General features: G+C 46.0%; 15 protein-coding genes and 1 riboswitch. Of the genes, 2 read left to right on the top strand and 13 right to left on the bottom strand.

Going from position 1 to position 15,894, the window contains the following annotated elements; genetic code table 11:
- Positions 1-10 precede the first annotated feature (10 nt).
- The 6 genes from TW81_RS03580 to TW81_RS03555 form a co-directional block, all read right to left on the bottom strand.
- Positions 11-1,345: a dihydroorotase gene (locus TW81_RS03580; RefSeq protein WP_045954360.1), complete on the bottom strand. Its 1,335-nt coding sequence runs from the start codon at positions 1,343-1,345 to the stop codon at positions 11-13.
- 84 nt (positions 1,346-1,429) lie between these two features.
- On the bottom strand, positions 1,430-1,891 hold the full coding sequence (locus tag TW81_RS03575) for a Fur family transcriptional regulator (RefSeq protein WP_045954359.1): 462 nt from the start codon (positions 1,889-1,891) through the stop codon (positions 1,430-1,432).
- A gap of 4 nt (positions 1,892-1,895) precedes the next feature.
- Complete coding sequence (locus tag TW81_RS03570; protein WP_052706136.1) at positions 1,896-2,564, bottom strand: DUF1826 domain-containing protein; 669 nt, start codon at positions 2,562-2,564, stop codon at positions 1,896-1,898.
- Entirely contained in the window at positions 2,561-3,766 is a 1,206-nt protein-coding gene (gene zigA, locus TW81_RS03565; protein ID WP_045954358.1) for a zinc metallochaperone GTPase ZigA, read from the bottom strand. Before zigA ends, TW81_RS03570 begins: the two co-directional genes overlap by 4 nt.
- 42 nt (positions 3,767-3,808) lie before the next feature.
- Entirely contained in the window at positions 3,809-4,621 is an 813-nt protein-coding gene (locus TW81_RS03560; protein WP_045954357.1) for a metal ABC transporter permease, read from the bottom strand.
- The gene (locus TW81_RS03555; protein WP_045954356.1) at positions 4,611-5,342 is read right to left on the bottom strand and encodes an ATP-binding cassette domain-containing protein; all 732 of its coding nucleotides are present in this window, start codon (positions 5,340-5,342) and stop codon (positions 4,611-4,613) included. The genes TW81_RS03560 and TW81_RS03555 overlap by 11 nt, the downstream gene beginning before the upstream one ends.
- 147 nt (positions 5,343-5,489) lie before the next feature.
- On the opposite strand from TW81_RS03555, the gene TW81_RS03550 reads away from it, so the two are divergent.
- Positions 5,490-6,458, top strand: a complete 969-nt coding sequence (locus tag TW81_RS03550) for a zinc ABC transporter substrate-binding protein (RefSeq protein ID WP_045954355.1) — start codon at positions 5,490-5,492, stop codon at positions 6,456-6,458.
- A 184-nt stretch (positions 6,459-6,642) separates the two neighbouring features.
- Here TW81_RS03550 and TW81_RS03545 read toward each other — a convergent pair whose 3' ends face one another.
- The 7 genes from TW81_RS03545 to TW81_RS03515 form a co-directional block, all read right to left on the bottom strand.
- Positions 6,643-8,394: an ABC transporter permease subunit gene (locus tag TW81_RS03545; protein ID WP_084715791.1), complete on the bottom strand. Its 1,752-nt coding sequence runs from the start codon at positions 8,392-8,394 to the stop codon at positions 6,643-6,645.
- Positions 8,395-8,398: 4 nt separating this feature from the next.
- Positions 8,399-9,913 carry an ABC transporter substrate-binding protein gene (locus TW81_RS03540; protein ID WP_045954354.1) on the bottom strand — a complete coding sequence of 505 codons (1,515 nt, stop codon included), beginning with the start codon at positions 9,911-9,913 and terminating at the stop codon, positions 8,399-8,401.
- Positions 9,903-10,751 (bottom strand): ABC transporter ATP-binding protein, encoded by an 849-nt coding sequence (locus TW81_RS03535; protein WP_045954353.1) that lies wholly within the window; start codon positions 10,749-10,751, stop codon positions 9,903-9,905. Before TW81_RS03535 ends, TW81_RS03540 begins: the two co-directional genes overlap by 11 nt.
- Before the next feature lie 20 nt (positions 10,752-10,771).
- A complete protein-coding gene (locus tag TW81_RS03530; RefSeq protein ID WP_045954352.1) occupies positions 10,772-11,533 on the bottom strand; it encodes an ABC transporter ATP-binding protein in 762 nt (253 codons plus the stop codon).
- Positions 11,534-11,694: 161 nt separating this feature from the next.
- Entirely contained in the window at positions 11,695-13,002 is a 1,308-nt protein-coding gene (locus TW81_RS03525; protein ID WP_045954351.1) for an MATE family efflux transporter, read from the bottom strand.
- 255 nt (positions 13,003-13,257) lie between these two features.
- Complete coding sequence (locus TW81_RS03520; RefSeq protein WP_045954350.1) at positions 13,258-13,473, bottom strand: DUF3820 family protein; 216 nt, start codon at positions 13,471-13,473, stop codon at positions 13,258-13,260.
- Positions 13,474-13,555: 82 nt separating this feature from the next.
- On the bottom strand, positions 13,556-13,912 hold the full coding sequence (locus TW81_RS03515; protein WP_045954349.1) for a helix-turn-helix domain-containing protein: 357 nt from the start codon (positions 13,910-13,912) through the stop codon (positions 13,556-13,558).
- Positions 13,913-14,271: 359 nt separating this feature from the next.
- Positions 14,272-14,359, top strand: a riboswitch (cyclic di-GMP riboswitch).
- 71 nt (positions 14,360-14,430) lie between these two features.
- Here TW81_RS03515 and gbpA point away from each other — a divergent pair.
- On the top strand, positions 14,431-15,894 hold the full coding sequence (gene gbpA, locus TW81_RS03510) for an N-acetylglucosamine-binding protein GbpA (protein ID WP_045954348.1): 1,464 nt from the start codon (positions 14,431-14,433) through the stop codon (positions 15,892-15,894).

Raw genomic sequence — 15,894 nt, 5'->3', positions numbered from 1 at the left:
GGTAAACCACTTAACGATTGAAAGATAAACGCATCGCTACGGCTGGTTTATCGATGACTTTGTTATTGGTATAAACTAGCGCGCCATTGACCCAAGTCTTTTGAATTTGAGCTGAAAATTCATGTCCAGAAAAAGGCGACCAGCCACAGTGATATAAACTGTTTTCGTGGCTAACTCGTGTTGGGGTATGAGCATCAACTAACACCAAATCGGCGTAGTAACCTTCACGAATAAAACCTCTGCCTTGAATGCCATAGCGAATCGCCGGGTTGTGCGCGGTTTTTTCGACCACCTGAGTCAAGCTCATATGACCTAAACGGACATGATCGAAGAGAGTAAGTAGCGCATGCTGAACCAACGGCAGCCCAGCGGGTGCCTGCTCGTAAGGCACCTGTTTTTCTTGCAAAGTGTGAGGAGCATGGTCTGTTGCTATGATATCTATTTGACCAGCATTTAACGCAGCCAATAGCGCGTCGCGATCATTAGAGGATTTGATTGAAGGATTACATTTGATCAAGTTACCGAGCTCCGCATAATCTTTGCTACTGAACCAGAGGTGATGGACACAAGCCTCCGCGGTGATCGATTTATCTCGAATATCACCCGAGTCAAACAGTGTTAACTCCTTCGCCGTTGTAATGTGTAGAACATGCAGTTGGCTGTGATACTTTTTGGCAAGTTCTACCGCATAAGAAGATGAGGCGTAGCACGCCTCTTCGTCACGCAAAATGGGATGGTCTTCGATGGTAAACTCTGACTTGTTAATTCGTTGCTTTTGCTGATTTTGTTTAATGACAGTCCCACTTTCACAGTGAGTAACAATCAGCACAGGAGAGTCACGAAAAATGGACTCCAACGCTTGCTGATCTTCGACTAACAAATTTCCCGTTGATGCCCCCATAAACACTTTCACGCCACAGTGTCGACTTGGGTCTAGCTTTTTGATCTGATCTAGATTGTCTTCAGTAGCACCAAGATAGAAAGAATAATTGGCGAATGAGTGCTCTTTTGCAAGGTCAAACTTTCGTTCTAATGCCTCTATGGTCGTAGTCGCAGGGCTAACATTGGGCATTTCCATATAGCTAGTGATCCCACCTGCGACCGCTGCACGAGACTCACTTGCAATCGTGCCTTTATGTGTTAATCCCGGCTCTCGGAAATGCACCTGATCGTCAATCATGCCTGGCAGCAAATAACCACCTTGAGCATCAATGATTGCGTCCTCGGACTGTGATGTGATGTTGCAGCCAATGCGGTCGATACGCTCATCGACAATACGTAAGTCGACCTCTGTAATGATCCCCTCATTTACCACTCGGGCATTTTTAATCAATGTAGTCGGCATAAGGTATCAAATCCCCTAAAATGAATTGAAAAATGAAAGAAGACTCGGAATGTCACTCCATCAAATTGCGATTGTGCAACTGTCTCATGGGGTGTTTTTTGCGCAATCATCGCACACACAGGAAATCTCAAATTGAGGACTTCGAACAGTGAAGCCTTCTTGTCTTGCGTTCGCACATACGCTAGAAATAACCTTGGGTTCAGCTGCTATTTCACTGACCTTTCCACATTGAAAGCAAATCAAAAATTGGGGAACTCCATGTTCATGACCGCACTCAATTTGGGAACAAATGACGTACTTATTAGATATATTGAGCTTATGGGCTAAATGTTCAGCTTCTAGAAAATCCAAAATTCGATAAACGGACATTGCTTGGATGTTCTGCGCAAAATAACGTTTACAATAATCTATCAGTTCATAGGCGGAAAGCGGCTGATCAGCATGCAGTAAAGCGCTTAGTATTAATTTTCGTTTGGACGTAAGTTGCTTGCCTCGAGCTAAGCAGATTTGCTCTGCTTGCTCCATAACACTATTAATATCTCGCATTTACTTAGATAAAATCCAATGTTAGCAATAGCCGCTGTTCGTTTGTCCCAACACTAGGTGAACGATGCACTAAAGCATTATTTTCATTACCTTCCCAGCCGCTGCCTTTGAGTAAGGCAACATCGCCAGCCCGCATCTGCTGTATGGCTGTTTCACTTCTAAACAACCCTGAACGGTGATCCGGTAGACCAAAGCTACCTGCACCGAGCTTGGTGCGGTCAATACCCTCGTTCTCAAGCCATTCGGTTGCTCGCCCAGTATAAGTTGTGACCAATCGGCATGGCACATGGTCAACGTGAAACTTAGGGCACATAGGACTATCCAAGCGGGTCAGTCGCAAACCTGCTTCTTTTACATCAAATAAACAACAGAACATATCCACTATCAAAGCGATGTCGTCGCTCAACGCATTGGCGCATGAGTAACCATCTAATTTTCCGCGTACCCACTCTGCGGCATCATATGGAGTAACGCTTTGAACCAACGCCAATGAACTCATATCTCTAAGCATGTGTTCAATACTTAGCATCATTTCCTTTGATAGGGTGCGTTGCCATATTGCAATATTGTGCTCCGGTTTATATATGTCGGTGAGTATGTTTGGTGCTACCGCGATTGGAGACGTCCCCTTAGTGTGAGTAGGAGCTAGGCTCTCCACCATGTCCATAATCATGCCTCCACCTCCCATACAGGGAATGGGTCAAGGAAAGTTTGCCAAAGGGCTTCGCCAGCATCTAATTCTTCTTCAGTCAATAGACATGCATCAAGCGCTTGTACCAGTGCAGCTTCATCTAACCCTTGGCCGATAAATACTAACTCTTGACGCATATCGCCAAATGGTTCAACCCAACTCTCCTCTATTGCCAATATGAGTTCAGGCTCAGTCGGCCAGTGCGCTTTTGGGGTCGCTTTCCAAAACATACCTGCACAACCATAGTCTGCGATTCCTCCAGCTTGATTCCATTGCCCAACAAACTCTGGACGGGACGCCAACCAGAAGTACCCTTTGGAACGAATTAACTTTCCAAAATGAGACAAATTGTGCAGCAACTTATAGAACTTTTCTGGATGAAAAGGTAGACGAGCACGATAGCTAAAACTACTAATTCCGTATTCTTCTGTTTCTGGAATATGCTCACCTCGTAGCTCTTTTAGCCACCCTGGAGCCTGTTGTGCACGCTCAAAATTGAATAGGCCTGTATCTAGCACATCCGAGACATCCACCTGCCCATTTTGTATAGCAATTATGCGAGCACCTGTATTTAATGTTCTTAAAATCGCTTTCAAACGCTCAACCTCTTCGGTACGAGCGAGATCGGTTTTACTGATCAAAATGACATCCGCAAACTCAACTTGATCTATCAATAAATCAGAAACACTACGATGGTCTTCGTCACCTAAATGCTCGGCGGTCTCTTGAAGAGATTGCGCGGCTTCGTAGTCACGTAAAAAATTCACTGCGTCTACTACTGTCACCATAGTATCTAAAGTGGCGACATCAGACAGTGATACGCCACTTTCATCAGCAAAGGTAAATGTTTCAGCCACGGGGAGTGGCTCAGAAATACCTGTAGATTCAATCACGAGATTATCGAAACGACCTTCCTTGGCCAGTTGGGTCACTTCCATCAATAAATCTTCACGCAACGTGCAGCAAATACAACCGTTGCTCATTTCCACCAATTTTTCTTCTCTGTGATTGAGCGATACTTCGTTTTTCACCGTCGCGGAATCAATATTGATTTCACTCATATCGTTGACAATCACCGCGACTCGCTTGCCTTCGCGATTATTGAGAATGTGGCTAAGTACGGTTGTTTTCCCCGCACCTAGAAAACCCGAAAGCACAGTCACAGAAATTCTTTTATGACTCATTTCACTCACTCCAGTGTTTATATTGTTGTTTTATGTACTTCATTAATACTCTGCGACTGCTCGCAACTTATGCCGGACTTTCCAAATTATACCCGACGCAATAAATAACCCTGTTGCGATACAGACAATGGTTGGCCCTGTCGGAGTGTCCAGAAAATACGATGCGCGAAGCCCTATTAAGCTGGCACTACTACCTATCAGCGCCGCGAGGACCACCATCATTTCAGGCGTTTGACTAAACGCTCGAGCCGTCGCTGCTGGAATGATAAGCATGGCGACAATCAGTAAGACCCCTACGACTTTAATGGCGACAGCAACCACAACGGCAAGTGCAATAGTTAAAATCAGTTGTTCGCGTTTAGGTGAAAAACCACTGGCCAAAGCAAGATCTTTGTTTAGCGTCGACAAAAGAAGCCCAGACCAACGAAAGCTAATCAGACCAATAACCAATATCGTACCTGTCCAGATAACAAGTAAATCTGTTTTACTCACGGCCAAAATATCGCCAAACAGGTACGCCATTAGATCCATCCGAATACCAGAGAGAAAGGAGACTGCTACAAGGCCAAATGCCAGCGCAGAATGCGCCATTACCCCGAGTAGCGTATCCATCGCGAAACCGCGACCAGTAAATGAAGAAACTGTGATGGCCATAAGCAGCGCAATGAACAATACACCGGGAAAGATTGGTAACGAGAAAGAGAGCGACAATGCCACACCCAACATCGAAGCATGTGCGGTAGCATCTCCGAAATAAGCCATGCGACGCCAAACAATAAAGCACCCTAAGGGAGCTGCAGCCAATGTCACGCCAACGCCAGCTAAAGCCGCACGCCAAAGAAAATCATCCAGCATTTAGTGAGCCTCCGCTCAAGTTACATGCGGAGTTCTGATGTCGGTAAACGCCAAATACATCATCGTCATCTAAGCCAAAAAGCGCTTTGTATTCTGGAGATTGGCTAACCGTTTCTGGAATGCCTTCACAACAAACACGACCGTTTAAGCAGACAACGCGATCGGTTCGTTTCATCACTACATGCAGATCATGGCTTACCATAATAACGGCACAACCACTCTCCTGACGAATCATGTCGATTTGTTGATAAAAGTCTGCAGTTCCGCGTTGATCTAGCCCTTGAGTCGCTTCATCAAGCAGTAGTAGCGATGGCTCTTCCAACAGTGCACGAGCTAAAAGAACTCGTTGCAATTGTCCTCCTGACAAAGACATCACTTGCTGTTTTTCCAGCCCATCTACACCCGCACGCCTTAAAGCCTGAGCGACAGCCTCTTTTGATCGGCGTGTTGGAAGTGCTAAAAACCGATTCACCGTCATTGGTAAAGTTTCATCGATATAAAGCCGTTGCGGCACGTAGCCAATTTTCAATCCTTCAGCTCGAATCACTTGACCACCTGTTGGCAAAACCGACCCAATTAAGGTTTTCAATAACGTTGACTTACCAGAACCATTGGGACCAACAATCGTTACGACTTCACCCGGAAACACTGAAATACTGACACGATCTAAAATTAAGTTGCGACCAAACCTAACAGACAAGGCTTGTGAAGATATCAACATCTGCTTTCTCTCAACTGTATGACTATATTTTAGGGCAAATTTTTAAACAGCGAAGTATAGGATACCCAAACACATGGTTATGTTATAACATAACAGTTAAAGTTGCCAACATTTGCCAATTTTATTCAAACTGATCAGGAGAACATCATGCTTAAACAAGCCGTATCTGGCATTTTCATCACTCTAGTCGCAGCTTCGCAAGCTTATGCTCAAGCACCTAAAGTTTCCGTGGACATAGCTCCGTTACATTCATTGGTTGCACAAGTTATGGAAGGTGTCGGAGAACCAGACTTACTCATACGCCCTGAAGCATCCCCTCATGAATATCACTTGCGCCCATCGGAAGCGAAAGCTCTCTCTCAAGCGAACATCGTGTTTTGGATTGGCGAAGGGCTAACACCCTGGCTAGAAAAACCACTTTCAAGCCTTGCGAGCTCAGCAACTAAGGTTGAAATGATGGAAGTCGAGGGAACCACTCTGTATGACTTCCGAGAAGGTGCAACATTCGAGACACATGAGCATGGAGAAGAGGGACACGATGAACATGAAGATCATGAAGAACATGAAGAACATGAAGCACATCATGACCACCATCACGGTGACCATGACCCGCACGTCTGGCTAGATCCTAAAAATGCTGAAGTTTGGGTAGACGCCATAGCTGCTGCATTGTCAAATGCTGATGCTGAAAATGCGCCTATTTACACACAGAATGCAAAAGTGGCTATCTCTCGTTTACATTCTTTAAGCGATGATATTAGACGACAAGCTCAATCACTCAACGGTATTAAGTTCATTGTATTTCACGATGCATACCAATATTTTGAGCAACGATTCCAACTGTTGGCCACTGGCGCGATCTCTATTTCTGATGCATCTGAACCAAGTCCAGCACGCATCTCTGAAATTCGCCAAACCGTGAAAGATTTAGGTGTTGCATGTGTGTTTACCGAACCACAATTTAATCCTGAACTGGTCAACACTGTATTTGAAAATTCAACAGTGAAAACGATCGGAACAATGGATCCTATTGGTGCTAATATCGCTCCAGGTAAAAATCAATACCACTCTTTACTAATGGCGATGATAAGTAGCCTGAAGCAATGTCAAAGTTGAAAGCAAAAGTGATGAAACAGAATGGACACTAACGGGCTTAGTTAATTTTATATAATTGTTACTTAAAAAGGAGCACTCAGGCTCCTTTTTTATTGCTTCAGTCTATCGTTATTCCGAAAAATTAATGCTTTGAAAATTAATAGGATTTTCCACCTAGAAACTCGTTCACTTCTCCGAACTCTGACTAATCGTCGAACAACAAGTTGATTGCAATTGCCATCAAAACTAGGCCTGAGATTGGCAGCAAGACACCTAATGGCGAGCGCTCTATGTAAGGCAGATTCTCTGCAATCAATAAGCCCCACTCAGGTTCTGGCGGCTTAACGCCAAGACCGATAAAACTCAGAGAAGTCAGGCTGAGCGTAATGTACGGCAAACGCAGAAACGCGTGACGAATTAATGGCGGCAACACATAAGGCAACAAGTAGCAACGGAGTACTCGCCACTGACTGGTTCCCCAAATGGGCGCAAGATGCGTATAAGGCTGCGCTTTGGCTTCCATCAATAAGCTCGCGCAGTGCGCCGCTAATGGTGCCCACGACACCATAACAATCGCAATCAAGGCACTGTTTGGGTTCATCCCCGTTAGACCAGCAATCAGCAGACCCGCCACAATGTAAGGCACACCTTTGGTGATCTCAATTAAGCCTTGGCTATAACGAGTCACGAAGCCGAGCAGCAAACCAATACCCAAACTTAGGAACGTCGCGATGATGCCCATTTTGATCGTCGACATCATACCGCCGCCAACACGAGCAAGCAGATCTCGCCCGATCGCATCGACACCAAACGGTGCTGCTAAGCTTGGCGATTCAAGGCGGGTAAATTGGATGGTGTAAGGATCGCGCATTAACGCCCACCCCGCACAACCAATAAGCAAGGCAAAGATTGTCGCACTGACGATACGTTTGGTGGTGCGTTGGGTAAAACGGAACGTACTATGACTACTGATCAGCTTGCCACTTGTGACACTGTGCCCGAGTAACCAGCGTTGCAATAAGATGCTTGCACTGCTGATCAACATCGAAAACACCAGCAACACCAACAAGCCACCTTGCAGCATCGGCAGATCTTGTGACTTCGCTGCGCCTAAGATTAGTCGTCCGATACCCGGAATGGAAAACACTTGTTCCACAGCAACCGCGCCGCCGGTTAAACCAATCACCGTCATTGCGATTTGAGGAATCAAGTTACTAACGGCACGCCACAAGGCAAAGCGTAAGATTTGAAACTTACTGACGTTCGCCGATAGCCAAGTGATCACCCAAGGCTCATCTAATACACGCTTGAGGCTGTCATTGAGCAAGCGCCCGAACAAGCCAGCAGCAGGCAATGCCATTGACAAACTTGGTAGCCAGAGGTTTTGTACACCTTGCCAACCATAAGGCGGGAACCAGCCCAACCAAATGGAGAACACCATGATCAGCAACGAAGCAATCACGTATTCCGGTAGTGAGACCAACACCGCACTGAGCGTGTCATGATGTTTGTCTAAACGATTCTGTTGCCAACGACGCACGGTGTAAAGCACGCTCGCCATGCACATTACAAATGCCATGCCTAGTGCTGTAAGCATCAGTAATAGTGACGTTTTTGCAGTTTGTTGAACGCTCTCCATCACGGATGCGCCGCTTACCCAAGAGACACCTAAGTCACCTTGCATGGCAAGCGTTAGCCAATCCCACAATCGCTCAGCGGCGCTGCGGTCGAGTTGAAGATCTTCTCGAATCGCTTGCAGAGCTTCTGCCGTCAGTAATTGCTGAGCACCCGCACGGGCGCGGAGAATGGATTGACTTGGATCGATGCCTGCAATATCCGGCATCAAACCCACCAACACAACCACGACCCCAAGTGACAGGAATCGAGACAAAAAGCGTGTAACCCATTCAGGCATACAAGCGCTCAAACGAGAGCGCATGTTGGCAACAGACGACATGGAGTTAGTTCACCTCAGTAAACTGGTCGATCAGGCGACGCTCACGTGGATCACGCTGTGCATTCTTCACGCGGTCGCTCTCACCTTGGATTACGCGCTCGTGAAGCAGTGGAATAACAGCGTATTGCTCAAGGATTTTGCTTTCTGCTTCGATGATCGCTTGTTGGCGTTTCTCACCCAAAGGCTGACGATCAGCGTGTTTCAATGCCGCGTCCACGTCTTCAGAGCAGAACTGACCCAGATTGTAAGACCCCTTACAGCTAAAGTCACTTTGCATGTACGCCACTGGGTCACCAGAATCTAGTACCGTTGCACGTGACAACAAAAACGCGTCAAACTTACCTGCTAGTGCATCGTTTTCGATTTGTGCGTATTCACGAACGTCTAGCTCAACCACAAAACCAGCGGCTTCAAGCTGCTGCTTTAGCATCACCGCTACCTCTGGTAACTCTGCACGGTCGGTAAACGTACCGATGGTGATCTTCTCGCCGTTCGCTCGGCGCGTTTCCATGGTTTCCATACGAGGGTTCGCATCACGAATTGGTTGAGCCCATGCCAATGCTGGCCCCAACAGCCCTTTCGCTAAATCGGCGTGATTCTCGTAAACCGTTTTAATGATTTGCTCACGGTTAACCGCTTGAGCAGCGGCTTTACGCAAACCGAACTGGCTAAACACATCTGATTTGTTGTTTAGGTAAAGCGTGTTGGTACGCGGCATTGCCACTTCGTACAGCTGTGAAGATTCCATCATCGCGATTTGCGATACAGGAACAGCTTCAACTACATCCGCCTCACCAGTGCGCAGTGCTGCAGCACGAGCAAAACCGTTTGGTATGTATTCAGCAAAAATACTGTCCACTTTCGCTTGTTCGCCCCAGTAACCATCAAAACGCTTTAGTTTAGCGCTAGTTGTACCGTTGATTTCTGTCAGAACAAATGGCCCCGTACCCGCATTGATTGGCACAACACGACCGTTTTCTTGGTATGCAGCACCAGAAAGGATCGCTAACTGTGGGCTAGATAGACGGCTTGGCAACAATGGATCGTTAAAGGTCGTTTTGATTTCAACAGTGAAGTCGTCCAATGCGCGAACGTGCCATTCGATACCGTCCAAGATGCGTGGCTTAGGTGCGGCATCTAATGCTTTTTGTAGAGAATTCATAACCGCGTTGGCATCAAGGTCAGAACCATCGTGGAATTTCACGCCCTTCCGTACCGTAAATTGCCACGTCATCGAGTCAACTTGTTCCCACTCAGTTGCTAGCATAGGCTCAGCTACTGACTGATCGTTAAGATTCACCAGAGTTTCTGCCGTGCTCCAACGTGACAGTTTGAACGCGTCATCTGAAAGTGGCGACAACCCTGTACGTGGTGGTTGCATCATGGCAACGCGAATTTCCGTCGCTTGTGGTGCGGTTGCTTTTTCCACTTCTGGCTTGCTTTCGCCAGAATCAAAACAACCCGTCAACAGTGCGGTGAAAGCCAGCGACAAAGCTAACTTGGGAGTACTAAGGTGCATAAGAAATCTCTCCAATGGTTTTTGTGAATTCATTACTTTTGTGTTGAGCGCTCATCAAGGCTCTTGTGATCAAATGCGATGGGTTATTTGTCACGTTTTGTGCTGTGCCGTGTTCGACAACGCGCCCTTTGTCTAAAACTAGGATTTCATCGCATAGGGTTTGTGCAGCATCGAGGTCATGTGTCACCAAAATCAGGCGCATCTGCCAACTCTTTTGAATACCTGCCAACAAGTCGAGAATCTGTTTACGACTGACGGGGTCTAGGCTGCTGGTTGGCTCATCGGCAACCAACACGCAAGGTTCGACAATCAAGGCTCTAGCGATAGCAACACGTTGAGCTTGCCCGACCGACAACTGCTGCGTGTTACGATCTAACAATGAGAGATCCAAACCGACATCTGCTAGTACCTTTTCCACCTTCTCGTTGAGCTCTTGCTTTAAACCAATATTGCTTAGCGGCTCCAGTAAGATCTGGCGAACGCTGTAATACGGATTTAAGCTCGACTGCGGCTCTTGCGGGATCAGTTGAATGTGCTGGCACAGCTCTTTTCGCTGATTAGCCGAACTACGCGATAGCGGATAACCACACACATATACTTCACCAGATGTAGGTTTGCGAAGACCGAACAGAAGTTCAATCAAGGTCGATTTACCCGCTCCAGAAGGGCCAACAATCGCAATGTTTTGGGTATCGATAGCAAGATCCAAGTGTTCGAGCGCTTTAAACGGTTTGCCCCCCAACCAACTTGGTTGGGAGTAATAGTGAACACTGGCTTGCTCAAAGCGAACTTCTGCCGATTTAGGCTGCGTCTGCCCACTCGAGTTGTGCTTAGTCAAAATTGGCTCCAGAGATGAGGTTAAGGCAGTAGTTGCGCAAGTTGTTGGCAGAAAGGATGCGAACTTTGCTGAATAGCTTGCCATGGCGACCCATACGCCACCATGGTGTTATCCGCAATCACCAATACTTTGTCACACGCCAAAGCCGCAGACAGATCGTGCGTTATCAACAAACCACTGATGTTGCGTTGCTTAACACTACTGCGGAATAACTCAAGGATCTCCGCTTCAGTGATTGGGTCGAGCGCACTGGTAGGCTCATCCGCGATGATCAAGTTGGCGCTACCAAGTAAAGCAATCGCAATACAAATACGCTGACGCTGCCCACCAGATAGCTGGCTTGGATGCTGGGTCAATACCGCTTTGGGGTCTGAAAATCCGAGTTGAGACAACAAGGAAATCACCGTTTTTCGGGTTGTTGAAGGCAAGCGCGTTTTGTTGCCAGTAAACGCCAAGCACAGTTGCTGTTCGACAGACGCCAATGGGTTCAGCGCTTTAAGTGCATCTTGGAAAATAACCGCTGGGCGCTGTGACTGAACTCGTTGCAACATAGCAGTTTGTGCGACTTCACTATTGTTAAGTCGGATACTCCCATCGACCCAAATATCAGACGGTAAAAAGCCTGCGACAGCTTTCGACAACATGGATTTACCAATGCCGGAAGGTCCCATAATGGCAATAACTTCACCTTGAAAAAGTTCAAAAGAAATGTCTTTGAAGAGCGGACATTCTGAGTCTATAAGACTGAGGTTACTAACGGAGAGTATTGGTGTAAAAGTCACGGCACTCTAAAAAATGAAATGATATAACATAACAATAGTATCATGCGTGTTTGTCCAAGAAAACCACTCTGAGACATTATTTAAATTTTCACATCGTTCAAAGAGAAATGATCACTGCCAGTGATAGAACATCTAAATAGATTCATTTGTTAACGTGCGAATTACTGACACTTTTGCTTTACTTGTTCTAAGTATGGGTACAATAAGACAAAGCGCCCAAGATAGAACAAAGTAAATGCCAGCCACAAGCCGTGATTGCCCCAATATTGAACCGCTATGAACTGAACTACTAAGAACACTACCATGGTCTGGAAGGTCGAGTTTCGAACTGGTCGCGTAGTACCTGTACCCGTAAAGACGCCGTAGAATGTTAAACCGAATCCCGCGACCAAAGGGAATGCGACCAGCCAAGGACTCATATCGAGAAACAAATCAATGAGATTGGGTAAAGTGGTAAACATCTTCACCACTTGCTGTTTGAACAGCACCAACAGCAAGGTCAATACCACAACAAACGCCGCCGTCCACTGCGTGTTCAGCTTAATTACGTTATCGAGCAATGTCGGATTTTTCTGCCCTACCGCTTTACCTGCAAAAACACTCGACGCATTAGCCACACCATCGAACATGTAACTGACGATAAACGTCACCTGCATCAAGATTGCGTTCGCAGCGAGCACATCAGAACCTAGCTGAGATCCCACACGCGCCATCATGTTGAAGAACACCAATAGACACACTGTACGCAACAGCAAATCCATATTGGAAGACACAATGACTTTGAGATTTTTAGGCGTTATTTTTGCGGTCTGAATGTAGCCAAACAGCGAGAAGCGACATGTTTTTAAAACCAGAGCAGCACCAATAACAAATGTCGAGATTTGCGCGATAAGTGTCGCCACCGCTACGCCAGAGATACCCATATCAAAGTACAACACGAATACGATATCTAACACGATGTTCAGCACGTTACCAAACACTTGTGTGGACATGGTTTCTTTGGCTTTCGCCTGCCCCATCAACCAACCAATCAAGGTGTAGTTCAGCAGTACAAACGGTGCACCAAAGATCATAATATCGAAGTAAATCTTAGCGTTTTCTGCCACGACAGCATCTGGGGAGATAATCAGTTCTGCCCCTATCCAAATCACGGACTGCAACGCAATCAACATCAAGCCAAGGCAGAGAGAAAGCACGGAAGGACGGAATAAGCTGCTCGCTTGATCCTCTGGGCGATTTTTACCTAATGCAATTGCACTTTGCCCTGTTGTACTGACACGGAAGAAACCAAATAGCCAATACAAAGTGTTCATGATGACGGTACCGATCGCCACCCCCCCAATAATCTCAGCTACGCCGAGTTTACCGATCACCACGGTATCCACCGCCCCCAATAATGGCTGGGTAACAGTAGAAACGATGAAAGGAAACGCGACTTTAAAATAGTCTTTATGAGTCAGGGGAAGCATGGATTTTAGAGTATTCTGGATTTTATCGTCTCAATCATATTTGAATGCAGAATGATTGTGAACTGCAATTGAATATAATTATCATTTACAATGTATACCTAAATAGCATTATTTGGATATTGGTAGCAAACTAGTACTGTTGACCACAGAGTAATTACTTTAACAAAGAAAGGGGAAAAAAATAGTCAGCCTGACGGTCTGGCTCTTTTGAATAAAAACACATAGCGTCGCGGAAGTCTTAGGTGCTATTGCTGGTCACATTCGCTTTAAGGGTTTAACCACACTATCTAACCCTTCGATTTTTAGCGCCAAGCACAGTTGAAGCAGCTGACCTAACTCCCCATCAGGGAACCCCTTCTTATCGAACCAAAGCAAATATTCTTCTGGAAGATCGATTAACACGCGCCCTGCGTATTTACCAAACGGCATTTGCATCCGCGCCAATTTGAGTAGGTTTTCTTTTTCAAGCATTAGGATTGAATTTATCGTTGTTGTTGCCGTGTAGAATAGCACTCAAGGGCGCACAACAATACTGCCGAAAACGGAGTTTTGTTTACTCCGTTGGATTTACCGTGTGTGCGTACTCAACAATGACCTGATTACCTTCGATATAGGCGTTTTGGATTTCGCCATCAACACTCATACGACTTTGCAAATAGACAACTTTAGGCCCGTTGTCATTGGTCACTTTTAAACTCGGGACTATAGATTTTGGCTCAAGATGAAGCAAGCGACAAAAGTGACTAACAAACGACATAGTGAGTGGCGTTTCCCCTCTAAGCACACGAGAAAAACTGAGCTGATTCATTCCTAGTTTTTTGGCGAACTCCATTTGCGTCAAACGCATCTTTGACTTTTTCGACATCCAAATCTGATAAAGCGCTTCTCTGTCTGCGTCAGTAAATTCCATGGGAGGTCCTCATATAACATTTTGCATGGATTGTCGTCATTTTCTCCTCTTTGGTTGTCAGAACTTGGTTAGTGAAAGTCAAAGGTTTGTCCGCCAAGCGCAAGCTAAAGGTCAACAGCAAGGTAAATACCACCTATAAAAACATTGATAAAATCAATTAAATCAAAACTATAAGGTTATTATTTCGATAAATTAAAATTTGAATAATTTTGTAATTAGCAAGTTAATTTGTGTCAAGAATTTCAGAGCGAGATTATCATTCCACATTTTATCAAGGGCTTAGCTTTTCTAGACTTCGTTCGCTACATTTCGCCTGCTTTTGCTCTACTCACCACATTAAGTGTTTTAGGGCAAGAGCTCTTCACTTCTGGCAAACTAGCCGAAAGGTTAAGACGCAAAGCCTCCGGTCTGTCGACACGTGTTGTCTATGATAGCGGGGCTGCCATTTAGTACCGAGCGCTAAATGTTTCGTATGCCGGAGTGTCATCTTTTTTGTTATTCATAATTAAGGACAAATGATGAACAAACTCCCAAACAAGTCACTGATTGCTTTAGCCCTGCTGAGTGTGAGTTCTGCTAGCTTTGGTCATGGTTATGTTTCAGCTTACGAAAACGGTGTTGCGGCTGGTCGCGCAGCATTGTGTAAGTTCCCTACCCATGACACCAATGAGAAAAACACCAACTGTGGTGCAATCCAATATGAACCACAAAGTGTTGAAGGCCCAGACGGTTTCCCGGTTGCCGGGCCTAATGACGGTCAAATCGCCAGTGCACAAACGTCTTTAGCAGCAGCACTCAATGAGCAAACAGCCAATCGCTGGGTTAAGCGCCCAATTCAATCTGGTTCTCAATATTTCGAGTGGACATTCACGGCAAACCACGTCACCAAAGATTGGAAGTATTACATTACCAAACCTGATTGGAACCCAAACCAACCGCTAGCACGCAGTTCATTTGACCTTACCCCTTTCTGTGTTGTCGACGGTGGCATGGTTCAACCGCCAAAACGTGTCAATCATTTGTGTGATGTTCCAGCACGCGAAGGTTACCAAGTTATTCTTGCCGTATGGGATGTCGGTGATACTGCCGCAGCTTTCTATAACGTGATCGATGTGATGTTTGATGGTGACGGCCCTATTATTCCTGAGTGGAGCCAAGGTGGCCAACTTAACCCAGCGATGGATCTTAATGTGGGTGATACTGTCTACACCCGAGTGTTCGACGCTAATGGCGAAAACCCATCGTACAGTACTGAGCTCGTTATTGAGAGCGACGCGCAAGGGAAAGCCAACAATTGGTCATACTCGCTGGCAAGCAAGATCAATCAACAGCAAAGTCAGATTCGATCTGGTCAACTTAATGACCAAGGAGAGTTTACCCCTGTCTATGGCACCAACCCTATTTACCTTAAATCAGGATCTGGGCTAAACAGTGTAGAAATTGGCTACAAAATCGACACTCCAGTACCTGTCTACGATCTTGAGGTAACGGGGCTTGAATCTGAATACACCATTGGTATTTCACCAACAGAGCTTGATCTTACCTTAGTCGCCACGGGCGATCTCAGTGCGGAATTGACGGTTTACAATCACCATCGCGAGCCATTGGCATCCTACGCCCAAGATCTGCAAGATGGCGATGTTGAACACACGACAATGACGTTATCTAAGTCTGAAGCGGGCCATCACATGTTGGTTGTGGTGACAAAAGATAAACAAGGCAATGTGCTTGATCAATCTACGTTAGATTTCCAATTGATTGATGCGCAAACACCTCCGCCTGTGGGCGATTACGATTTCGTCTTCCCTGAAGGTTTAAGCAGCTACACGGCAGGCACCAAGGTGTTGGCAAGTGATGGCAGTATCTATCAATGTAAGCCATTCCCATATTCTGGTTACTGTGTACAGTGGTCACCTTCTGCCACCCACTATGAACCCGCAGTAGGCTCGCATTGGCAATCAGCTTGGGGCAAACTGAATTAA

It is taken from the genome of Vibrio galatheae, from assembly GCF_000967545.1.
GTDB classification, from domain to species: Bacteria; Pseudomonadota; Gammaproteobacteria; order Enterobacterales; family Vibrionaceae; genus Vibrio; species Vibrio galatheae.
The sequence above is the reverse complement of the archived record's forward strand: the minus strand, read 5'-3'. Positions and strand labels throughout refer to the sequence as shown.